21 protein-coding genes are annotated in these 20,621 nt (G+C 70.7%); 13 read left to right on the top strand and 8 right to left on the bottom strand.

The window, feature by feature from the left end; genetic code table 11:
- Positions 1-108: 108 nt before the first annotated feature.
- From sepH to ACWD4J_RS19495, 3 genes are all read right to left on the bottom strand, one after another.
- Positions 109-1,152 (bottom strand): septation protein SepH, encoded by a 1,044-nt coding sequence (sepH, locus tag ACWD4J_RS19505; protein WP_451396620.1) that lies wholly within the window; start codon positions 1,150-1,152, stop codon positions 109-111.
- 403 nt (positions 1,153-1,555) lie between these two features.
- Positions 1,556-2,866: a D-arabinono-1,4-lactone oxidase gene (locus ACWD4J_RS19500; protein WP_451396619.1), complete on the bottom strand. Its 1,311-nt coding sequence runs from the start codon at positions 2,864-2,866 to the stop codon at positions 1,556-1,558.
- Positions 2,835-4,070, bottom strand: a complete 1,236-nt coding sequence (locus ACWD4J_RS19495; RefSeq protein ID WP_451396618.1) for an MFS transporter — start codon at positions 4,068-4,070, stop codon at positions 2,835-2,837. Before ACWD4J_RS19495 ends, ACWD4J_RS19500 begins: the two co-directional genes overlap by 32 nt.
- Before the next feature lie 150 nt (positions 4,071-4,220).
- Between ACWD4J_RS19495 and ACWD4J_RS19490 the strand changes: the two genes are divergently transcribed.
- Together ACWD4J_RS19490 and ACWD4J_RS19485 are read left to right on the top strand one after the other, a co-directional pair.
- The gene (locus ACWD4J_RS19490; RefSeq protein ID WP_451396617.1) at positions 4,221-5,348 is read left to right on the top strand and encodes a ferrochelatase; all 1,128 of its coding nucleotides are present in this window, start codon (positions 4,221-4,223) and stop codon (positions 5,346-5,348) included.
- Positions 5,349-5,436: 88 nt separating this feature from the next.
- The gene (locus ACWD4J_RS19485; protein WP_451396616.1) at positions 5,437-6,237 is read left to right on the top strand and encodes an inositol monophosphatase family protein; all 801 of its coding nucleotides are present in this window, start codon (positions 5,437-5,439) and stop codon (positions 6,235-6,237) included.
- Positions 6,238-6,313: 76 nt separating this feature from the next.
- On the opposite strand, the gene ACWD4J_RS19480 is transcribed toward ACWD4J_RS19485, so the two are convergent.
- Complete coding sequence (locus ACWD4J_RS19480) at positions 6,314-6,487, bottom strand: hypothetical protein (RefSeq protein WP_451396615.1); 174 nt, start codon at positions 6,485-6,487, stop codon at positions 6,314-6,316.
- Between the two features lie 320 nt (positions 6,488-6,807).
- On the opposite strand from ACWD4J_RS19480, the gene ACWD4J_RS19475 reads away from it, so the two are divergent.
- From ACWD4J_RS19475 to ACWD4J_RS19460, 4 genes are all read left to right on the top strand, one after another.
- Positions 6,808-7,461 carry a response regulator transcription factor gene (locus ACWD4J_RS19475; protein ID WP_451396614.1) on the top strand — a complete coding sequence of 218 codons (654 nt, stop codon included), beginning with the start codon at positions 6,808-6,810 and terminating at the stop codon, positions 7,459-7,461.
- Between the two features lie 9 nt (positions 7,462-7,470).
- Positions 7,471-8,718, top strand: a complete 1,248-nt coding sequence (locus ACWD4J_RS19470) for a sensor histidine kinase (protein WP_451396613.1) — start codon at positions 7,471-7,473, stop codon at positions 8,716-8,718.
- A gap of 428 nt (positions 8,719-9,146) precedes the next feature.
- Complete coding sequence (locus tag ACWD4J_RS19465) at positions 9,147-9,443, top strand: DUF4193 domain-containing protein (RefSeq protein WP_003997302.1); 297 nt, start codon at positions 9,147-9,149, stop codon at positions 9,441-9,443.
- A 12-nt stretch (positions 9,444-9,455) separates the two neighbouring features.
- Positions 9,456-10,364, top strand: a complete 909-nt coding sequence (locus tag ACWD4J_RS19460; protein WP_451396612.1) for a hypothetical protein — start codon at positions 9,456-9,458, stop codon at positions 10,362-10,364.
- A gap of 179 nt (positions 10,365-10,543) precedes the next feature.
- Here the strand turns inward: ACWD4J_RS19460 and ACWD4J_RS19455 are convergent, their stop codons facing one another.
- Entirely contained in the window at positions 10,544-11,011 is a 468-nt protein-coding gene (locus ACWD4J_RS19455; protein ID WP_451396611.1) for a DUF3093 domain-containing protein, read from the bottom strand.
- Positions 11,012-11,092: 81 nt separating this feature from the next.
- Here ACWD4J_RS19455 and ACWD4J_RS19450 point away from each other — a divergent pair, with 81 nt between their 5' ends.
- The 7 genes from ACWD4J_RS19450 to ACWD4J_RS19420 all read left to right on the top strand — a co-directional run bounded on the left by ACWD4J_RS19450 (position 11,093) and on the right by ACWD4J_RS19420 (position 18,120).
- Entirely contained in the window at positions 11,093-11,677 is a 585-nt protein-coding gene (locus ACWD4J_RS19450) for a PaaI family thioesterase (RefSeq protein ID WP_451396610.1), read from the top strand.
- Positions 11,674-12,207, top strand: a complete 534-nt coding sequence (gene dut, locus ACWD4J_RS19445) for a dUTP diphosphatase (RefSeq protein WP_451396609.1) — start codon at positions 11,674-11,676, stop codon at positions 12,205-12,207. The genes ACWD4J_RS19450 and dut overlap by 4 nt, the downstream gene beginning before the upstream one ends.
- 1 nt (position 12,208) lies before the next feature.
- The gene (locus ACWD4J_RS19440; RefSeq protein WP_451396608.1) at positions 12,209-12,973 is read left to right on the top strand and encodes a DUF3710 domain-containing protein; all 765 of its coding nucleotides are present in this window, start codon (positions 12,209-12,211) and stop codon (positions 12,971-12,973) included.
- A gap of 289 nt (positions 12,974-13,262) precedes the next feature.
- A complete protein-coding gene (locus ACWD4J_RS19435) occupies positions 13,263-15,809 on the top strand; it encodes a DUF4118 domain-containing protein (protein WP_451396607.1) in 2,547 nt (848 codons plus the stop codon).
- 212 nt (positions 15,810-16,021) lie between these two features.
- A complete protein-coding gene (locus tag ACWD4J_RS19430; protein ID WP_451396606.1) occupies positions 16,022-16,741 on the top strand; it encodes a response regulator in 720 nt (239 codons plus the stop codon).
- A 182-nt stretch (positions 16,742-16,923) separates the two neighbouring features.
- The gene (locus ACWD4J_RS19425; RefSeq protein ID WP_451396605.1) at positions 16,924-17,322 is read left to right on the top strand and encodes an OB-fold nucleic acid binding domain-containing protein; all 399 of its coding nucleotides are present in this window, start codon (positions 16,924-16,926) and stop codon (positions 17,320-17,322) included.
- 3 nt (positions 17,323-17,325) lie between these two features.
- Entirely contained in the window at positions 17,326-18,120 is a 795-nt protein-coding gene (locus ACWD4J_RS19420) for a DUF3159 domain-containing protein (RefSeq protein ID WP_451396604.1), read from the top strand.
- 149 nt (positions 18,121-18,269) lie between these two features.
- Here the strand turns inward: ACWD4J_RS19420 and ACWD4J_RS19415 are convergent, their stop codons facing one another.
- From ACWD4J_RS19415 to ACWD4J_RS19405, 3 genes are all read right to left on the bottom strand, one after another.
- Complete coding sequence (locus ACWD4J_RS19415) at positions 18,270-18,947, bottom strand: potassium channel family protein (RefSeq protein WP_451396603.1); 678 nt, start codon at positions 18,945-18,947, stop codon at positions 18,270-18,272.
- Positions 18,947-19,615 (bottom strand): potassium channel family protein, encoded by a 669-nt coding sequence (locus ACWD4J_RS19410; RefSeq protein WP_451396602.1) that lies wholly within the window; start codon positions 19,613-19,615, stop codon positions 18,947-18,949. Before ACWD4J_RS19410 ends, ACWD4J_RS19415 begins: the two co-directional genes overlap by 1 nt.
- A 320-nt stretch (positions 19,616-19,935) precedes the next feature.
- On the bottom strand, positions 19,936-20,460 hold the full coding sequence (locus ACWD4J_RS19405; RefSeq protein ID WP_451396601.1) for a hypothetical protein: 525 nt from the start codon (positions 20,458-20,460) through the stop codon (positions 19,936-19,938).
- Positions 20,461-20,621 lie beyond the last annotated feature (161 nt).

The raw sequence follows: 20,621 nt of genomic DNA, 5'->3' as shown, positions 1-20,621 counted from the left end.
CAGGGGCATGTACGCAGAGGGACCCGCACCTGATCGGTGCGGGTCCCTCTGCGTGACGGCGGCAGGAGCGACGCAGGCGTACGACGCCGCCGCGCTGCTCCGGCCCCGCTACTCCTGCTTCTTCCTTCTCGTGCCGAACACGATCTCGTCCCAGCTCGGGACCGCCGCGCGACGGCCCGGCCGGACGCCGTCCGCCTCGGCCTGACGGTCGGTGGCGCCGACGAGACGGTCACGGTGACTGCTCACCGAGCGCGGCATCAGCACGTCCGCATAGGCGGAACCGGCCGAAGCCGCGGGTGCCGGCGGCTCCTCGGACTCCGGCTCCTGCACCGGCTCCTCCGAGGGACGCTCGGATGCCGCCGAGGGACGTTCCGGCACGACCATGTCGCCACGGAAGCTCGGCACCGCCTCGAGCAGGCTGGTCAGCGAGTCGCGGCCCTGGTCGCCGCTGAGGCTCTCCTGGGGCGGCTCGGACGCCTGCGCCGGCAGGCTCGGCCTCTCCAGGGCGCGGTCCAGCGGCCGGTCGCGCGGCAGCCGGGCGATGCGGGGCACGAACGGAAAGCTGGGCTCCGGCGCGGCGAGGTCGGACTCGCCGATCAGCGAGCGCGCCTCGTCGTCGACGGCCTGCACGAGCCGCCGCGGCGGGTCGTACGTCCAGCTCGCGGAGTGGGGTTCGCCCGCGACCCGGTAGACCAGCAGGACCTCCCAGGTGCCGTCGTCGCGGCGCCACGAGTCCCACTGGACGGTGTCCTTCTCGGCACCGCGCAGCAGCAGCCGCTCCTGGACGGCCTCGCCGAGCGGGGGGCCCGCGTTCTCACCGGGGCGCCGCACCGGGGTCTTGCGGGCTCGTTCGGCCATGAAGGCGCGCTCGGCCAGTACAGGACCCTCGAAGCGCCGGACGCGGTCGACGGGGATGCCCGCGAGCTGGGCGACTTCCTCCGCGGTGGCACCGGCACGTATCCGCGCCTGGATGTCACGGGGGCGGAGATGGCTCTCCACCTCGATCTCGATCTGGCCGAGGCGGGGACGGTCGCCGCGCACGGCGGCGCGGAGCCGTTCGTCAATCGGAAGCGTGTACTCCGTGCTGTCCGCAGCTTTCAGCACCAGCCGTGTGCCGTCATTGGAGACGGCCACGACACGCAGTTCGGGCATGGGGACCTCCCGGGTGGTGCCTGCCGACGTCACGTGCGTCGCTGCTTCCGCTAGTCGAGTGTGGCCTGCCCGGGTGCAGCCTGCCACAACCTTGCCGAGTTGCCCGGCGTGTCGGGCACGGGCCCTGGATCGCCGTTATGGCACGGTTACCTAATCGCAACGCTCAGTGACCAACTTGGTCACCCTGTGCATCGAGCCCCCTCCCGGCAGTCCTGGATGGACCCGGGCACCCTGGCGGGAGACCGGACCCAGGGCTCGCAACACTACTCCATTCGGGGCCACTCGGGTGGAGCGGCACGCCAGCCAACTTCTATCAGGGGGCCGTAGTTGGCCGCAGGATGGCGGGTTCGCGCGCGTTGCGCGTGGCGCACCTCACAAAGTCCCCGGAAATGGGCTTAATTGCTCAGTCGCCCAGAACCCGCCTCAGGTAGTCGTTTCCGAAGCGCCGTTCGGGGTCGAGGCGGTCGCGCAGCGCCGTGAACTCGCCGAACCGCGGGTACGCCGCGGCGAAGTACTCGGCGTCGCGTGTGTGTAGTTTGCCCCAGTGCGGCCGTCCGTCGTGCGCGGTGAAGATCCGCTCCGCGGCCGTGAAGTACGCCTGATAAGGCGTGCCTCTGTACATGTGTACGGCGATATAGGCGCTTTCGCGGCCCGACGCCGTGGAGAGTGTGATGTCGTCCGCGGGCGCGGTACGCACCTCGACCGGGAAGCTGATCCGCAGATCCGAGCGGTCGACCATGGCCTTCAGTTCACGGAGCGTCTCGACCAGGGCCTCGCGCGGGACGGCGTATTCCATCTCGACGAAGCGCACCCGGCGCGGACTTGTAAAGACTTTGTAGGGAATATCCGTGTACGTCCGGGCGGACAGGGCACGGCTGGAGATCTTCGCGATCGACGGGATGGTCGCGGGGACGGCCCGGCCCAGCGAATTCACCGCCTGGAAGAGGCCGTTGGAGAGGAACTCGTCCTCGAACCAGCCGCTGAGTCTGCCGACCGGGGCGACCGGGCGGGCGCTGCGGTTGTTCCGCTTGGTGTTGCAGTTGCCGGTGTGCGGGAACCAGTAGAACTCGAAGTGCTCGTTCTCCGCGTGCAGTTCGTCGAAGCGGGACATGACCTCGTCGAAGGCCATGGGTTCCTCACGTGCGGTCAGCAGGAAGACCGGCTCGACCGCGAAGGTGATCGCGCTGACGACGCCGAGCGCGCCCAGGCCTATTCGGGCCGCCGCGAACACCTCAGGGTTGTCCTTCTCGGAGCAGGTGAGGACCGAGCCGTCGGCCGTCACCAGTTCGAGGGCGCGTATCTGCGCGGCGATCGAGGCAGATTCGCGGCCCGTGCCGTGGGTGCCCGTGCTGGTCGCGCCCGAGACGGTCTGCTCCATGATGTCGCCCATGTTCGTGAGCGACAGGCCCTCCCGGGCCAGGGCCGCGTTCAGCCGCTTCAGCGGAGTTCCCGCCTCCACGGTGACGGTGCCGGCCTCGCGGTCGATCCTGCGTATGCCGGTGAGCAGTTCGGGCCGGATCAACACGCCGTCGGTCGCGGCGGCCGAGGTGAAGGAGTGGCCGGTGCCGACCGCCTTCACCTTCAGGCCGTCCTCGGCGGCCTTCCGTACGGCGTCGGCGAGCTCCTCCACCGATGCGGGAGTGGCCTCCCGTACCGGACGGGCGGTGACGTTCCCCGCCCAGTTACGCCACGTGCCGCTCTTCCCGTTCGCCATGCCGCTGGGCCCCTCCCCGCACAGGCACCGGCTGACTGAGCCGGCGGTACCCGAGGAAACCGACCGCCGCCGCGACGGCTCCGGACACCGCCGGAACCCCGTACCCGGCGTCCGCACCGGCGGCGTCGATCACCCAGCCGGCCGCGGAGGAGCCGAGCGCGACGCCGACCGCGAGACCTGTGCTCACCCAGGTCATGCCCTCGGTCAGTTGTGCGCGTGGTACGTGCTGCTCGACGAGGGCCATCGTCGTGATCATCGTGGGTGCGATGGACAGGCCCGCGACAAACAGCGCCACGGCCAGAAACGGCAGGTTCCCGACCAGTAGGAGGGGGATCATACTCACCGCCATCGCACATATGCCCAGCAGCCACCTCCTCGCGGGACGGCCGGTGAAGTGCAGCAGCCCGAAGACGGCGCCGGCGACGCACGAGCCCGCCGCGTACACCGCGAGCACCAGGCTCGCCGCCGCCTTGTGGCCCTGCTCCTCGGCGAAGGCGACGGTCACCACGTCGACCGAGCCGAAGATCGCGCCGGTGGCGACGAACGTGGCGACGAGGACCTGGAGGCCCGTGGAGCGCAGCGCCGAGCCGCGGGTGTGGTGCTCGCGGGGGTGCGGTACGGGCTCGGTGGCGCGCTGGGCCGTCAGCCAGAAGACCCCTGCGGCGAGGAACGCGGCGGCAAGGAACGGCCCTGCCTCCGGGAACCAGACCGTGGACAGGCCGATCGAGATGATCGGCCCGAAGATGAAGCAGATCTCGTCCATCACCGACTCGAACGAGTACGCGGTGTGGAGCTGGGGAGTGCCCCCGTAGAGGGCGGCCCAGCGCGCCCTGATCATCGAGCCGACGCTCGGTACGCACCCGATGCCGGCCGCGAACGCGAACAGCAGCCAGTCCGGGAGTTCGAAGTGGGCGGACACCAGCAGGCCGGCCGCCGCGGCCAGCGCCACCAGCGTCGCGGGCCGCAGCACCCGGCGCTGCCCGTGCCGGTCGACGAGCCGGGATATCTGCGGGCCGATCACCGCGGCCGACAGCGCGATGGTCGCCGACAGCGCGCCCGCGAGGCCGTACCGCCCCGTGAGCTGCGAGATCATCGTCACGACGCCGATGCCCATCATCGACAGCGGCATCCGTCCGAGAAGGCCTGCGGCCGAGAACCCCTTGGTGCCGGGGGCGGCGAAGAGAGCGCGGTAGGGGCTGGGCAACGAGGACTCCGGCGGGCGTCGGTAAGGCGTGTAACTGGCTGATACAGATTACGGGTGCGAGGGTTGTGCCGTAGCCGGTCGGTGCGCGGCGGTGTCGGCGTTCACAAGCCCGTTTTCCGGCTGTCAGTGGGGGGTGGCAGGATCGGAGGCATGTCACGAGTGCTCGATCCCGCCCCTTATGACGCCCTTCTGCTGCTGTCGTTCGGCGGCCCCGAGGGCCCCGACGACGTCGTCCCGTTCCTGGAGAACGTGACGCGTGGCCGCGGCATCCCCAAGGAGCGCCTGAAGGAGGTCGGGCAGCACTACTTCCTGTTCGGCGGGGTCAGCCCGATCAACGACCAGAACCGCGCCCTGCTCGACGCCCTGCGCAAGGACTTCGCCGACCACGGCCTGGACCTGCCGGTGTACTGGGGCAACCGCAACTGGGCGCCCTATCTCACCGACACCCTGCGCGAGATGGTCGCCGACGGCCGCCACCGCATCCTCGTGCTCGCGACCAGCGCCTACGCGTCGTACTCGGGCTGCCGCCAGTACCGCGAGAACCTCGCCGACGCCCTTGCCGCCCTGGAGGCAGAGGGCCTGGAGCTGCCGAAGATCGACAAGCTGCGGCACTACTCCAACCACCCCGGCTTCGTGCGGCCCATGGCCGAGGGCGTCCTGAGCTCCCTGGACGAGCTGCCCGAGGACGTGCGCGACGGGGCGCACATCGCCTTCACGACGCACTCCATCCCGACCTCGGCCGCGGACACCTCCGGGCCCGTCGAGGACCACGGCGACGGCGGTGCGTACGTGAAGCAGCACCTGGACGTCGCCCGGCTGATCGCGGACGCGGTGCGCGAGGAGACCGGCATCGATCATCCCTGGCGGCTCGTCTACCAGTCACGCTCCGGCGCTCCGCACATCCCCTGGCTGCAGCCGGACATCTGCGATCACCTGGAGGAGCTGAACGGGGCCGGGGCCCCGGCGGTCGTGATGGCCCCGATCGGGTTCGTCTCCGACCACATGGAGGTCATGTACGACCTCGACACCGAGGCCAAGGCCAAGGCCGAGGAGCTGGGCCTGCCGGTCCGCCGCTCCGCCACCGTCGGAGCCGATCCGCGGTTCGCCGCCGCGGTGCGTGAGCTCGTCCTGGAACGCGCCGCCACCGAGAGCGGGCGCTCCGTGGAGCGCTGCGCCCTCGGTGCGCTGGGCCCGAGCCATGACCTGTGCCCGGTGGGCTGCTGTCCGGCCCGCGGGCCGAAGCCCGCGGCCGCGGGCGCCGACAGCCCGTACGCGTGACAGGCCCGCGTGACTTTCCGGCCGGTGCAACCCCGGTGAGGACCCAGACCGTGCATACGCCGGTGACGACCCAGCTCAAGGAGATCCGTTGACAGACCAGCTGAAGGCCGAACTGCTGGAGCTCGCGCTCGATGCAGCCCTCAGGGCCGGCGAGCTCCTGCGCGACGGACGCCCCGCAGACCTGGGCGTCGCCGCCACCAAGTCCAGCGCCGTCGACGTGGTCACCGAGATGGACATCGCGTCCGAGAAGCTGATCACGGGCCTGCTGGCCGACCGCCGTCCCGACGACGGCGTGATCGGCGAGGAGGGCGCGAACATCGAGGGCACCAGCGGGGTGCAGTGGGTCATAGACCCGCTCGACGGCACCGTCAACTACCTGTACGGGCTGCCGAGTTGGGCGGTGTCGATCGCCGCGCGCAAGGGCGGCGAGACGCTCGTCGGCGTCGTGCACGCGCCGATGCGCGGCGAGACCTGCCGTGCGGTCCTGGGACAGGGCGCGTACCTCAACGACAGGCCCGCGCACGTGCGGCCCGCTCCCGCCCTCGAGCTCGCCCTGGTCGGCACCGGCTTCGGCTACCGCGTCGAGCGCCGCACCCAGCAGGCCGAGGTCGTCCGGCAGCTGATCCCGCAGGTGCGGGACATACGCCGGGGCGGCTCGGCGGCGATCGATCTGTGCGATGTCGCGTCGGGGCGGCTCGACGCGTACTACGAGCGCGGGCTCAACCCCTGGGACTACGCGGCCGGCGAGCTGATCGCCCGCGAGGCGGGCGCCCTCACCGGCGGCCGCCCGGGAGACGCCCCCTCGACCGACCTGACGATCGCGGCGCCGCCCGGTCTGTTCGAGCCGCTCCAGGCCCGTCTGGACGAGCTGGGGGCCTGGCACGACTGAGGGCCCCGCGCCCTGAGGAACCGCACACGAGAGGGCCCCCGGCAGCACCTGCCGGGGGCCCTTCCCGCGAGCGGATTCAGGCGCGTGACGCGCCGACCTCCACGCCGTGCTCGGCGGCCAGGCGGCGCAGGTCGTCCAGCTCTCCCTGCTCGACCTCCACAAGGAAGTCGTCGCCCGTCTCGCGAGCCCGGGTCAGATCGGTCTCGGTCGCCTTTATGCGCTGCAGAAGTCCCGTGGTGAATGCGTCCATGCTGCGCCCCTCGTCCTGGGTCGTGGGTCGGTGGCACGGGGGTGTGCCCGTGGAAGGGGCGATCACGTCTCTTGTCGCTCTGCGGAAAGCGATCGGTGGCACGCCACATGCAAAGCGTGATCGCGGGTGTAGGTGGTCCTACCCCCAGCGGACTTCCGGGGAAACCTCCGTCACGCGAAAAATTCCGCGCATTCCTGTGAGCACACCCGCCTTACAGCCGGTTTACGGCCGAAAGAGGCAGGATGGAGGCCTCATCCCACGACGGACCGTGCCCGCGTGCGCCCTTGGGCCTTGCGGGTGACAGAGGAAGGACAAGCGACGTGCGCGTACTCGTCGTCGAGGACGAGCAGCTGCTCGCCGATGCGGTGGCCACCGGACTGCGCCGGGAGGCCATGGCCGTCGACGTCGTGTACGACGGTGCGGCCGCCCTGGAGCGCATCGGAGTCAACGACTATGACGTGGTCGTCCTGGACCGCGACCTCCCGCTCGTCCATGGCGACGACGTGTGCCGCAAGATCGTCGAACTCGGGATGCCGACCCGCGTCCTGATGCTCACCGCCTCCGGCGACGTCAGCGACCGCGTCGAGGGCCTGGAGATCGGTGCGGACGACTACCTGCCCAAGCCGTTCGCGTTCAGCGAGCTCACCGCGCGTGTGCGCGCTCTCGGACGCCGTACGAGCGTCCCGCTGCCGCCCGTCCTGGAGCGCGCGGGCATCAAGCTCGACCCCAACCGCCGCGAGGTCTTCCGCGAGGGCAAGGAGGTCCAGCTCGCGCCCAAGGAGTTCGCCGTGCTGGAAGTGCTGATGCGCAGCGAGGGCGCGGTCGTCTCCGCCGAGCAGCTGCTGGAGAAGGCCTGGGACGAGAACACGGATCCCTTCACCAACGTCGTGCGTGTCACCGTGATGACGCTGCGCCGCAAGCTCGGCGAACCCGCCGTCATCGTCACCGTCCCCGGCTCCGGTTACCGGATCTGAGCCCCGTCCATGGCCACTACGCCCGCGCCGCCCGCGGCGCCACCGAAGCCCACCTGGGACCCCCGACGTCCCGAAACGCCCTTCCCGTGGCTGCGCCCGACGATCCGGATACGGCTCACGCTGCTCTACGGCGGGATGTTCCTGATCGCCGGCATCCTGCTGCTGTCGATCATCTATCTGCTCGCCGCCCAGGCGCTGAACGTCGGCAACGAGCCTCCGTTCAAGATCGTTGACGGTACGGACATCAAGGTCTCGAGCCAGATGTGTCCTGACGTGGCCGACGTCAAGCTGACACTGGACGAGTTCAACTCCGCGATCAACACGTGCATCGACCACCAGCGCCAGGCCGCCCTGGACAATCTGCTCAGCCGCTCGCTGCTCGCGCTGCTCGGCCTCGCCGTGATCGCCTTCGCCTTCGGGTACGCGATGGCGGGCCGCGTGCTCTCGCCGCTCGGCCGGATCACCCGCACCGCGCGCCAGGTGGCCGGCAGCGACCTGTCCCGGCGGATCGAGCTGGACGGTCCGGACGACGAGCTCAAGGAGCTCGCGGACACCTTCGACGACATGCTGGAGCGTCTGGAACGGGCCTTCACGGCCCAGCAGCGCTTCGTCGGCAACGCGTCGCACGAGCTGCGCACGCCGCTGGCGATCAACCGCACACTGCTCGAGGTCCAGCTCTCCGACCCGAACGCACCGCCGGAGCTGCAGCAGCTCGGCAAGACACTGCTCGCGACCAACGAGCGCAGCGAGCAGCTCGTGGAGGGCCTCCTGCTGCTGGCCCGCAGTGACAACCAGATAGTCGAACGCAAGCCGGTCGACCTCGCCGAGGTCGCCTCGCGCGCCATCGAGCAGGTCCGGGAGGAGGCCGCCGCGGGAGGCGTCGCGATCCGCGGAGAATGCGCACCAGCTGTCGTTCAGGGCAATGGCGTCCTGCTGGAGCGGATCGCGCTGAACCTCGTCCAGAACGCCGTCCGCTACAACGTCCCCGACGACGGCTGGGTCGAGGTCACCACGGAGGCGCAGCACGGCCAGGCGGTCCTGCTGGTCTCCAACACGGGCCCGGTCGTGCCCGCGTACGAGATCGACAACCTCTTCGAGCCGTTCCGGCGGCTGCGTACGGAGCGGACCGGCAGCGACAAGGGTGTGGGGCTCGGCCTGTCCATCGCACGGTCTGTGGCGCGCGCCCACGGTGGTCGTATCGTCGCGGAGCCTCGCGAGGGAGGTGGGCTCGTGATGAGGGTCACACTCCCCTCCTGAGGAGGCCCGAGGTGTCGCACGACACGCGGAATAACGCCTCTGTGGCGACACGCCGGGCCTGTTCGCTTTGCGCGGAATTTTCTGGGCCTGTTCCCGAGCGGATCGTGTGTGATCGATCACAGGAGCAGATTTCCGGCCATATACGCTCCGTGATCAAGAAGTTGGTCGGAAAGCCGGTTACGTGCGGGTTTTCGGGGGTCCTGATCACGGGAAGTACACGGGGTGGCGCCCGTGAAGTGTGATGTTCGGACCGTGTACGGTCACCTTCGCCATCCAAGCCGATCACTCGTTCGGAGTCCGGTTGGGTGTCGATTGAGTAACAGACCTTGATGTGAGGCAAAATCTCCGCCTCGGGTCGGGCACAAGTCCGGCCTCTCACGCGTTACGTGCGCTGAGACACCACAGACACCCAGAGGGGGAGAGCGAAAATGGCAACGGATTACGACACCCCACGCAAGACCGACGACGACGTCGACTCCGACAGCCTTGAAGAGCTGAAGGCCCGGAGGAACGACAAGTCGACTTCCTCGGTCGACGTAGACGAGTTCGAGGCCGCAGAGGGCCTGGAGCTGCCCGGAGCGGACCTCTCGAACGAGGAGCTGGCCGTCCGGGTCCTGCCGAAGCAGCAGGACGAGTTCACCTGCATGAGCTGCTTCCTGGTGCATCACCGCAGCCAGCTGGCCCGCGAGAAGAACGGCCAGCCGATCTGCCGCGACTGCGACTGAGCAGGCTCGGCCGTGACAGGCTCGACTCCGCCCTGGAAGCGCCGCTTCCGCCCTGCGGAAGCGGTCGGTGGCCCGTCTGACGGCGTGCGTGACGACGAGCGAGGCCGAAAGGCCTCGGCCTCGCTCGAACCGGCCCACGCCGGCGGCCCGGCAGGGGCCCTGGAGCGGGCTGAGGACGTCTCGGCGGCGGACGGCGAGACGCGCCCGGCCGGGCGCCGAACGGCCGCCGTCAGGCAGGGCATACGGAAGAGCGGAGCCTTGGCCAAGGCGGGCCTGGGCCATCTCGCCGACCGGATCATCGAGATCGCCCCACGCGTCCCGGTGCGCGACCTCGCGACTCTCCGGAAGCAGTTCCCCGGCCTGACCCCCGAGGAGCTCGCGGACAAGCTGGTCGCCGGAGCGTCCAAGGCGTCCTCGACCGTGGGTGCGGGAGTCGGTGCGGCCGCGATGCTGCCCGTACCGCCCGCGATGCCCACCGAGCTGGCAGCCGAGATCACCGGCGTCGCGGCGATCGAGCTGAAGCTGATCGCCGAGCTGTACGAGGTCTACGGCGTGCGCCCGCCCGGCAACCTCAAGGAGCGCAGCGCCGCGTATCTGACGTCGTGGACGGAGGAGCGCGATGTCGACGTCAAGAAGCCGGCGACGCTGAGTGCCGCCTTCGGCGGCCCCATGAAACGCGAGCTGCGCCAGCAGATCATGAAGCGGACGGTCAGAAACCTTCCGAGCCTGATGCCGTTCATGGTCGGAGCGGCCGTCGGGGCGCTCATGAACCGCCGCGACACCAGAAGGCTGGCCGACCACATTCGCAGCGGCCTCCGCAAGCGTCAGGTGCCCTGGGAGGAGCTCCCGCAGCTGCCGCCGCTGGAGAAGCCGGCCGACGCCATCAAACTGGGCGAGCTTCCGGAGAAGCTCGACCTCTGAGGCCCTGCGGCCCCGCGGAAGCGAGGGCCGCGTAGCCCTTCACCGGCAGAGTCGCCGATTCCCGGATTCCCGGATTCACGGTTTCACAGCGACGTGGTGGCGCACGGAGCCGCACATGCCACCTCGCGGCGACGCGGAGCTCGCGCCGGACGGGTGCCCGTTGCGGCGGTGCGCGCCGGTTACGACGCCCGTACCGCCGCCAGTGCCGCCGCCAGGCGCTTCGGGTGCCGGGTCGACAGGTACAGGTACGGCGTCGGGTCCTCGGGGTCGGTGACATCCACGCGGAGGGCCGTCGGGATGTAGCCGCGCAGGAGCATGAAGGCGCGGGCATCCGCCTTGTGCGTCCGCCAGGCCAGGGCCTCCGCCTGGTCCAGGATCTCCGTCCCGCCCAGCGCCGACACCGGGATCTTCGCCTCCCCGGCGATCAGCGAGTCGCCCACGACCCGGAGGCGCACGGAGCCGTACGAGCTCACCACGACCGACGCGACCGCCGTCCCGCCGACGAGTCCGCCCAGCAGTGGCAGCGTGCCGAACGGCAGCAGGATGAGTGCCATCGCGATCCCGACCAGGACGGCGATGACCCACCAGGAACGGGGTGCGGTCAGACGCTCTTCGTAAGGCGACGCGGAAGAAACGGAATGCTCCATGCGGTCAAGCTTGGCACGGTGGCGGAGGGGGACCGAGGCCAGGGCGGTCGGGGCGGGATACTCCGGGTAAGGTCTGCGCCTGTGAGTGGTACATCTACGGGCCTGACGCCGCCGGCCGACGCCGTGGCCCCCGTGCGGCACCCCGACGCGCCGGCTCCCGGAGAGCTGCTCGGCGCGCACTACGGACAGTGTTTCGGTTGTGGCGGAGAGCAGCCGCACGGGCTGCAGTTGGAGGCCCGCGCCGGGGACGGAGTGAGCGTCACCGCCGAGTTCACCGTACGGCCCGCCCACCAGGGCGCTCCCGGCCTGGCGCACGGCGGTGTGCTGGCCACCGCGCTGGACGAGACGCTGGGTTCGCTGAACTGGCTGCTGCGCATCATCTCCGTGACGGGCCGGCTGGAGACCGACTACCTGCTCCCCGTGCCCGTCGACACGGTGCTGTATCTGGAGGCCGAGGTCACCGCCGTGGCCGGCCGGAAGATCTACTCCACGGCCACCGGCCGGATCGGCGGCCCCGACGGTCCGGTCGCGGTCCGCGCCGACGCTGTCTTCATCGAGGTCAAGGTCGACCACTTCATCGAGAACGGCCGCCCCGACGAGATCCAGGCCGCCATGAACGACCCGGACCAGATCCGCCGCGTCCGCGCTTTCGAGGTGAACCCGTGACCGCTGGCGCCCGCGAGCCGCTCGTCGTACAGATCCGGCGTATCGACCCCGACGTTCCGCTTCCGGAGTACGCACACCCGGGTGACGCCGGGGCCGATCTGCGGACCACCGAGCCGTGCGAACTCGCCCCCGGAGAGCGGGCCGTCCTGCCCACCGGTGTGGCGGTGGCGCTCCCCGAGGGGTACGCCGCCTTCGTGCATCCGAGGTCCGGTCTCGCGGCCCGCCTCGGTGTGGCGCTGGTGAATGCCCCAGGGACGGTGGATGCCGGGTACCGTGGGGAGATCAAGGTGATCGTGGTGAATCTCGACCCGCGCGAGTCCGTGCGGTTCGAGCGTTTCGACCGGATTGCTCAACTGGTCGTCCAGCAGGTCGAGAGGGTTCGCTTCCACGAGGTGGCGGATCTTCCCGACTCGGCGCGGGCCGAAGGGGGCTTCGGGTCCACCGGCGGTCACGCCGCCGTGGGCGGCGCTGATGGGCACGTGGGCGGGAATCGATACGCTTCGGTCGTATCCGACCGGGAAGGACAGTGACGTGTTCGGACGTCGCAAGAATAGGGGTTCCGCCGAGGACGCGGCGGACGCGGCGAGCGAGACCGAGCAGGTCGTCGACGTCGACGCGGCGGACGAGGCGGAGGCGGAGCGCGTAAGGCTCGAGCCCGCGCCGCGCCCGGACGGCCCCTGGGACAGCTCGGAGGTACGGGAAGCCGGCGAGGGCCGCGTGGACCTCGGCGGCCTCCTCGTCCCGGGCGTCGAGGGCATGGAGCTGCGCGTGGAGGTCGCGGGCGACGCGATCGTCGCCTCGACCGTGGTGCTGCAGGACAGCGCCATCCAGCTGCAGGCCTTCGCCGCCCCCAAGCGTGAGGGCATCTGGGGCGAGGTCCGCGAGGAGATCGCCTCCGGCATCACCAAGCAGGGTGGTGTCGTCGACGAGATCGAGGGCCCGCTCGGCTGGGAGCTGCGCGCGCAGGTTCCGGTGCAGCTGCCGGACGGCACGGGCGGCTTCCAGGTGGTCCGGTTCGTCGGTGTGGACGGGCCCCGCTGGTTCCTGCGCGGAGTGATCTCCGGACAGGGCGCGGTGCAGCCGCAGACGGCCGGCCTGCTGGAGCAGATCTTCCGGGACACCGTGGTCGTCCGCGGGGAGGGCCCCATGGCGCCCCGCGACCCGATCGTCCTGAAGCTGCCGAACGACGCGCAGATGGTGCCCGAAGGAGTCCAGCAGGAGGAGCAGAGCGGCTCGCGCTTCTCCGGCGGCATGGGACAGCTCTCGCGCGGGCCCGAGATCACCGAGGTGCGGTGACGCTGCGCGCCGGCGTCTAGTCGCCGAAGGCCGATGGGCCGCACCCATCCCTCGGGTGCGGCCCATCGGCCTTTCCGGCGCGAGGCCGCGTCCGCTGTCGGGGGCTTACGGCTGCGCCGCGGGCCGATGCCCGCAATGCGGGCATCAGAGTTGCGTCAAAGACAGCCCCTGACCGGCTGTCCCGCCCGTAAGCCGCGATTCCCGGCGGTACCGTCGAGTCCAGGCTGACCGGCCCGCCCCAGAGCGCTGACCGGGCGGTATTCGGCCGTCACGGGAAGACAATGGGGCCATGGGACGCGGCAAGCTTCGGATATACCTCGGTGCGGCGCCGGGCGTGGGCAAGACGTACGCCATGCTGTCCGAGGCCCACCGGCGCGTGGAGCGCGGCACCGACTGCGTGGTCGCCTTCGTGGAGCACTACGGCCGGCCGCGCACCGAGGTGATGCTGCACGGCCTGGAGCAGATCCCGCGCAAGGAGCTCGCGTACCGCGACACGACCTTCACCGAGATGGACGTGGACGCCGTCCTGGAACGCGCCCCTGCTGTCGCCCTGGTGGACGAACTCGCCCACACGAACGTGCCCGGCTCGCGCAACGACAAGCGCTGGCAGGACGTCGAGGAGCTCCTCGCGGCGGGCATCGACGTGGTCTCCACCGTCAACATCCAGCACCTCGAGTCGCTGGGTGACGTGGTCGAGTCCATAACCGGCGTACGGCAGCGCGAGACCGTCCCGGACGAGGTGGTCCGCAGGGCGGACCAGATAGAGCTGGTCGACATGTCGCCGCAGGCGCTGCGGCGGCGGATGGCGCACGGCAACATCTACAAACCCGACAAGGTCGACGCGGCCCTGTCGAACTACTTCCGGCCCGGCAATCTGACCGCCCTGCGCGAACTGGCTCTGCTGTGGGTCGCGGACCGGGTGGACGAGTACCTGCAGGAGTACCGCAGCGAGCACCACGTCTCGAAGATATGGGGCTCGCGCGAGCGGATCGTGGTCGGTCTGACCGGTGGTCCCGAGGGCCGTACGCTCATTCGGCGAGCCGCGCGCCTGGCCGAGAAGGGCGCGGGCGGCGAGGTGCTCGCGGCCTACATCGCCCGCAGCGACGGGCTGACGTCCGCCTCGCCCAAGGAGCTGGCGGCCCAGCGCACCCTCGTCGAGGACCTCGGCGGCACGTTCCACCACGTCATCGGGGACGACGTCCCCTCGGCGCTGCTGGAGTTCGCCCGCGGCGTCAACGCCACCCAGATCGTCCTCGGCTCCTCGCGCCGCAAGGCCTGGCAGTACGTCTTCGGGCCCGGTGTCGGCGCGACCGTCGCCCGCGAGTCGGGGCCCGACCTGGACGTGCACATCGTCACGCACGACGAGGTCGCCAAGGGGCGCGGGCTGCCGGTGGCGCGGGGGGCGCGGCTGGGCCGGTCCCGGATCATCTGGGGCTGGCTGGTGGGCGTGGCGGGCCCGGCGCTGATGACGCTGCTGTTCACGCATGTCGAAGCGGATCTCGGGCTGGCCAACGACATGCTGCTGTTCCTCGCGCTGACCGTGGCCGCCGCGCTGCTCGGCGGGCTGTTCCCGGCACTGGCCTCGGCAGCAGTCGGATCGTTCCTGCTGAACTGGTTCTTCACGCCGCCGCTGCACCGCCTCACGATCGCCGACCCGAGGAACATCGTGGCCATCGGCGTCTTCTTCGCCGTGGCCGTCGCGGTCGCCTCCGTCGTGGACCTGGCGGCCCGCCGTACCCATCAGGCGGCGCGGCTGCGGGCGGAGTCGGAGATCCTTTCGTTCCTCGCGGGCAGTGTGCTGCGCGGGGAGACGACCCTCGACGCCCTCCTCGAGCGGGTACGCGAGACGTTCGGCATGGAGTCGGTGGCGCTGCTGGAGCGGGAGAGCGACGTCGCGCCGTGGACCTGCGCGGGCAGTGTGGGCCCGAGGCCGCTCGTCGAGCGTCCCGAGGAGGCGGACGTGGACGTGCCCGTCGGCGACCACATGGCGCTGGCGCTGTCCGGCCGCGTCCTGCCCGCCGAGGACCGCCGGGTGCTGGCCGCGTTCGCCGTCCAGGCCGCGGTGATCCTGGACCGGCAGCGGCTCGAGTCCGAGGCCGAACAGGCCCGGGAGCTCGCCGAGGGCAACCGCATCCGCACCGCGCTGCTGGCCGCCGTCAGCCACGATCTGCGCACCCCGCTCGCCGCCATCAAGGCCGCCGTCACCTCGCTCCGCTCCGATGACGTGGCGTGGTCGGAGGAGGACCAGGCGGAGCTTCTCGAGGGCATCGAGGAGGGCGCCGACCGGCTCGACCATCTGGTGGGCAATCTGCTGGACATGTCCCGGCTGCAGACCGGCACGGTCACCCCGCTGATCCGGGAGATCGATCTCGACGAGGTGGTGCCGATGGCGCTCGGGGGCGTGCCGGAGGACAGCGTGGACCTGGACATTCCGGAGAGCCTGCCGATGGTGGCCGTCGACCCGGGCCTGCTGGAGCGCTCGGTCGCCAACATCGTCGAGAACGCCGTGAAGTACAGCTCGGGCACGCAGCGGGTGCTGGTGGCGGCCAGTGCGCTCGGCGACCGCGTAGAGGTGCGCGTGGTCGACCGCGGCCCCGGCGTGCCCGACGAGGCGAAGGAACGCATTTTTGAGCCCTTCCAGCGCTACGGCGACGCCCCGCGCGGCACCGGCGTCGGGCTGGGCCTGGCCGTCGCCCGCGGCTTCGCCGAGTCGATGGGCGGCACGCTCGATGCCGAGGACACGCCCGGCGGCGGTCTCACCATGGTGCTCACCCTCCAGGCGGTCGCAGCCCGCCCGCAGTACGGTCCGTACCTCCCCGCGGAGGCCGTCACGTGACCCGGCATGCGCAAGGACTCATGAGCCGGCATGCGCAAGGAACGGAACGTCCCCCCGACCGCATCGGCTTGATCTCGTCCCCTCGTCGGCTCACGGGGGGATCCGGCAGCGCGACGGGATCCCGTGCGGCAGGGTCCGGCCGTACGACAGGATCGGGCCGTGCGACGGCATCCGGCCCCCACGACCGCCGCAGCAGAAGAAAGGCAGGCCCCATGCCGCACTCATCCGGGGGAGACCCCGAGACCCCCACGAGGGTGCTCGTGGTCGACGACGAGCCGCAGATCGTCCGCGCGCTCGTCATCAACCTCAAGGCGCGCAAATACGAGGTGGACGCGGCCTCCGACGGCTCCGGCGCACTCCGGATGGCCGCCGCCCGCCACCCCGACGTGGTCGTGCTCGACCTGGGACTGCCCGACATGGACGGCGTCGAGGTGATCAAGGGGCTGCGCGGCTGGACCCGCGTGCCGATCCTGGTCCTCTCCGCCCGGCACAGCTCCGACGAGAAGGTCGAGGCGCTGGACGCGGGCGCCGACGACTACGTCACCAAGCCCTTCGGCATGGACGAGCTGCTGGCCCGGCTGCGCGCCGCCGTCCGCCGCGCGGAGCCCGTCGTCGGGACCGGCGAGGACGAGGTCGTCGTGGAGACCGAGGACTTCACCGTGGACCTGGCCGCCAAGAAGGTGAACCGCGGCGGCCGCGACGTACGCCTGACGCCCACCGAGTGGCACCTGCTGGAGGTCCTCGTACGCAACACCGGCCGCCTCGTCAGCCAGAAGCAGCTGCTTCAGGAGGTCTGGGGGCCCTCGTACGGCACCGAGACGAACTATCTGCGCGTCTACATGGCCCAGCTGCGCCGCAAGCTGGAGACGGACCCGTCGCACCCGCGGCACTTCATCACGGAGCCGGGGATGGGGTACCGGTTCGAGAGGTGAGAGCCGGGCTGTGGGGGCCCACCGGGCCGGTGCGGCCACCGGGGGACCGTTTGCCGGTTCGAGGGTGGGGCCCGCCGGGTATCCGAGAGGGAAGAGTGCAGATGAGCACCTGTTCCTCCCCCAGCGCCTCAAGGGACTGGGAGGTACCCCCAGTGTCACAGCCCCCCGGTAGGCTTCCTGTCATGAGTGTTGTTCCTCGTTCCGAAAAGCCGGCGGGCCGCTTCCGGCGCATGCTCGACCGGCTCTCCACGTCCCAGGAGGACCTGGAGTCGGAGGAGCTGCGCGAGGACGCCGACACCGCAGGCTGTACGCGCATAGGCGACTGTCACGACCGCCAGATAGTGACGGTTACTGGTACCTTGCGCACGGTCACCCTGCGACCGCGGGCCGGGGTCCCGGCCCTGGAGGCGGAGCTCTTCGACGGCTCCGCGGCCCTGGACGTGGTGTGGCTCGGCAGGCGCTCCATCGTGGGAATCGAACCGGGGCGCAAGCTGATCGCATCGGGCCGGATCTCGATGAGCCGGGGCCGCCGGGTGCTCTTCAACCCGAAGTACGAACTCAGACCCCTCGGACGGGAGTAGCCGGTGACGTCCCTCGACAAGCCGACCGACCATCGGACCACGGACGGGGACGCCGAATCCACCGACTCCAGGGCAGTGACCGAGGCCGCGCTCTTCGAGGCTTTCGGCGGTGTGCGGGGCATGGTGGAGACGGTGCTTCCCGGCCTGCTCTTCGTGACGATCTACACGATCAACAAGGACCTGCACACGTCGGCCATCGCGGCCCTCGGTGTGTCCCTGCTGCTGGTCGTCGTCCGGCTGGTCATGAAGGACACCGTCAAGCACGCCTTCAGCGGTGTCTTCGGCGTCGCCTTCGGCGTGGTCTTCGCGATGATGACCGGCAACGCCAAGGACTTCTATCTGCCGGGCATGCTCTACACGCTCGGCCTGGGCCTCGCCTACATCATCACGACGCTCGCGGGCGTTCCGCTGATCGGCCTCATCCTCGGCCCGGTCTTCAAGGAGAACCTCTCCTGGCGGAAGCGGAACCCCGGCCGCAAGAAGGCGTATGCGAAGGCAAGTTGGGCCTGGGGGCTGATTCTCCTCGCCAAGTGCGCGATCCTCTTCCCGCTCTACTGGTGGGCCGACACGACCCAGCTCGGCTGGATCCTGGTGGCGCTGAAGATCCCGCCGTTCCTGCTGGCGGTCTGGCTGACCTGGGTGTTCCTCGCCAAGGCGCCCGCGCCGATCGATGTCTTCGCCGAGATGGAGGCGGAGGAGCGGGCGAGGGAGGCGGAGGAGTCGGCGACGCCGGGGGGTGCCGAGCAGGCGGAGCCGGACCGTAAGACGACGGCGGGGCGGCATCGGCGCGAGGCGTAGGGCCGCGCGGACGGTACGGACTCGTACGACGGAGGGGCCCCGGAAGATTTCCGGGGCCCCTCCGTCGTTGCCTGTTGCCCGCCGTCGGCGGGGTGCCGCTGCGCCCACCCGTGCCGCCCCAGCGGCACGATTGCCCGCAGCGACTCGCGTCAGCCGGCCGTGTCCTCCTGGCGTACCGACAGCAGGTCCTCGAGTTGTTCCTCGCGGGCCTGGGCGGCTACGAACAGCAGCTCGTCGCCCGCCTCCAGGGAGTCCTCCTGGGAAGGGGCGAGGACGCGGTTGCCGCGGATGATCGTCACCAGCGACGTGTCCTCGGGCCACTCGACGTCGCCGACCTGCGTGCCGGCCAGGGCCGACTCGGGCGGAAGCGTCAGTTCGACCAGGTTGGCGTCGCCGTGGCTGAAGCGGAGCAGGCGGACCAGGTCGCCGACGCTCACCGCCTCCTCGACCAGGGCCGACATCAGGCGCGGCGTGGAGACGGCGACGTCGACGCCCCACGCCTCGTTGAACAGCCACTCGTTCTTGGGGTTGTTGACGCGGGCGACGACCCGCGGGACCCCGTACTCGGTCTTCGCGAGCAGCGAGACGACGAGGTTGACCTTGTCGTCACCCGTGGCCGCGATGACCACGTTGCAGCGCTGCAGCGCCGCCTCGTCGAGCGAGGTGATCTCGCAGGCGTCGGCGAGCAGCCATTCCGCCTGCGGTACGCGCTCGACCGAGATGGCGGTCGGCGCCTTGTCGATGAGAAGGACCTCGTGCCCGTTCTCCAGCAGCTCGCCGGCGATGGAACGGCCCACCGCGCCGGCTCCGGCAATGGCGACCCTCATCAGTGACCGCCCTCCTCAGGACCCTCGGCGAACGCCGCTTCCACCTTCTCGACGTCGTCCGTCCGCATCATCACGTGGACGAGGTCGCCTTCCTGCAGCACGGTCTGCGAGGTCGGCAGAATCGCCTCGCCCAGCCGGGTCAGGAACGCGACCCGGACACCCGTCTCCTCCTGGAGCCGGCTGACCCTGTGGCCGACCCAGGCCGGCGAGGTGTGCACCTCGGCGAGCTGCACACCGCCCGTGGGATCGCGCCACAGCGGCTCGGCGCCGGACGGCAGCAGCCGCCGCAGCATCTGGTCGGCGGTCCAGCGGACCGTCGCCACGGTCGGGATGCCGAGGCGCTGGTAGACCTCGGCGCGGCGGGGGTCGTAGATCCGGGCCGCGACGTTCTCGATGCCGAACATCTCGCGGGCCACGCGGGCGGCGATGATGTTCGAGTTGTCGCCGCTGCTGACGGCGGCGAAGGCGCCCGCCTCCTCGATGCCGGCCTCGCGCAGGGTGTCCTGATCGAAGCCGATACCGGTGACGCGGCGGCCGCCGAACCCGGAGCCCAGACGGCGGAAGGCCGTGGGGTCCTGGTCGATCACGGCGACCGTGTGCCCCTGTTGCTCCAGGGTCTGCGCGAGAGCGGAGCCCACTCGTCCGCAGCCCATGATGACGATGTGCACCTGACCTTTACCCCGCAGTCCTCGTCATCTCGCTGACCTGCGAAAACACCCTGCTCACTCTTCTCTCTCAGTCGGCCGGGCAACAACGGGGCAAGCACATACGGCATTGCCCGTTGACGAGCTTATGACGCAACCCTTGCGTTGCCCTCATCCGCGTACACGTTTGATCGGAGGCAGCACCGATCGCGCGGCGGACGTGCGCCGTCCGGCGGCGCGCCCGGCGCTCACCGGTGCTCGCGCGCGTCCGGTGGCGCCGGGGCGCGCGGGCACGGCGTATGCGGGTGGGTGGGACGGGTGGCCCAGGGCCGCGGCATGCGCCGTCAGTCGGCGCCCACCGCGTCGGCCTGCAGCCGCTCGACGAGCCCCGCCCGGTGCAGTTCGGCGACGGGCCGCACCAGGTCCGGGTGGCGCAGCAGGGGAGCCGCGTCCCTGTCGTAGGTGTCCGGGGCCGTGAGGCGCCGGAACTCGACCGGTGCGGCCCCCAGGTGCTCGGACCCGGTCAGCGCCGCGACGGCCGCGGCCGCCAGGGCCGGATCGGTGAGCAGCGAGGCGGCCCAGCTCGCCACGACCTCGTCGACCCAGGTGCGCCACGCGTCCTCGTCGGCGTCGAGTTCACCGGCGTCGGCTCCGACAAGCCAGTCCAGGCGGCCCGCGCCGCCCGGCCCGACGAGCGTGACCAGCGAGGCGTCCAGCGCCGTCGGGTACCGCAGCCAGGCGGCCACGGTCGCCGCCTGCCGGGCCTGCGCCTCGGCGAGTACGGCACTGAGCGTGCCGGAGGCCGGGGGATAGGCGCGTATCAGCCACTGGGCGGTGGCGGCTATGACGGACGGGAGACCGACGGACACGCTCTCCGGCCCCCTTTCTCGCCAGGGCATTTCGCATCAGGACATTGCAGGAAAAACGCCCGCCACGGTACCTCGCGGGACACCCGTCTCCGCATGACGCGCGTCACGTCGCGATCCCCGTACCTGCGGCTGTCGCCGCCCTCGTATGGCCATCCTGCGAA

This window comes from Streptomyces sp. NPDC002577, assembly GCF_053594815.1.
The sequence above is the reverse complement of the archived record's forward strand: the minus strand, read 5'-3'. Positions and strand labels throughout refer to the sequence as shown.

Coding starts and splice junctions, on each gene's coding strand:
- ACWD4J_RS19500 (WP_451396619.1), bottom strand. CDS start 2,866: ATGGCGAACGGGAAGAGCGGCACGTGGCGTAACTGGGCGGGGAACGTC.
- ACWD4J_RS19430 (WP_451396606.1), top strand. CDS start 16,022: ATGCCGCACTCATCCGGGGGAGACCCCGAGACCCCCACGAGGGTGCTC.
- sepH (WP_451396620.1), bottom strand. CDS start 1,152: ATGCCCGAACTGCGTGTCGTGGCCGTCTCCAATGACGGCACACGGCTG.
- ACWD4J_RS19470 (WP_451396613.1), top strand. CDS start 7,471: ATGGCCACTACGCCCGCGCCGCCCGCGGCGCCACCGAAGCCCACCTGG.
- ACWD4J_RS19480 (WP_451396615.1), bottom strand. CDS start 6,487: ATGGACGCATTCACCACGGGACTTCTGCAGCGCATAAAGGCGACCGAG.
- ACWD4J_RS19465 (WP_003997302.1), top strand. CDS start 9,147: ATGGCAACGGATTACGACACCCCACGCAAGACCGACGACGACGTCGAC.
- ACWD4J_RS19455 (WP_451396611.1), bottom strand. CDS start 11,011: ATGGAGCATTCCGTTTCTTCCGCGTCGCCTTACGAAGAGCGTCTGACC.
- ACWD4J_RS19415 (WP_451396603.1), bottom strand. CDS start 18,947: ATGAGGGTCGCCATTGCCGGAGCCGGCGCGGTGGGCCGTTCCATCGCC.
- ACWD4J_RS19490 (WP_451396617.1), top strand. CDS start 4,221: ATGTCACGAGTGCTCGATCCCGCCCCTTATGACGCCCTTCTGCTGCTG.
- ACWD4J_RS19425 (WP_451396605.1), top strand. CDS start 16,924: ATGAGTGTTGTTCCTCGTTCCGAAAAGCCGGCGGGCCGCTTCCGGCGC.
- ACWD4J_RS19435 (WP_451396607.1), top strand. CDS start 13,263: ATGGGACGCGGCAAGCTTCGGATATACCTCGGTGCGGCGCCGGGCGTG.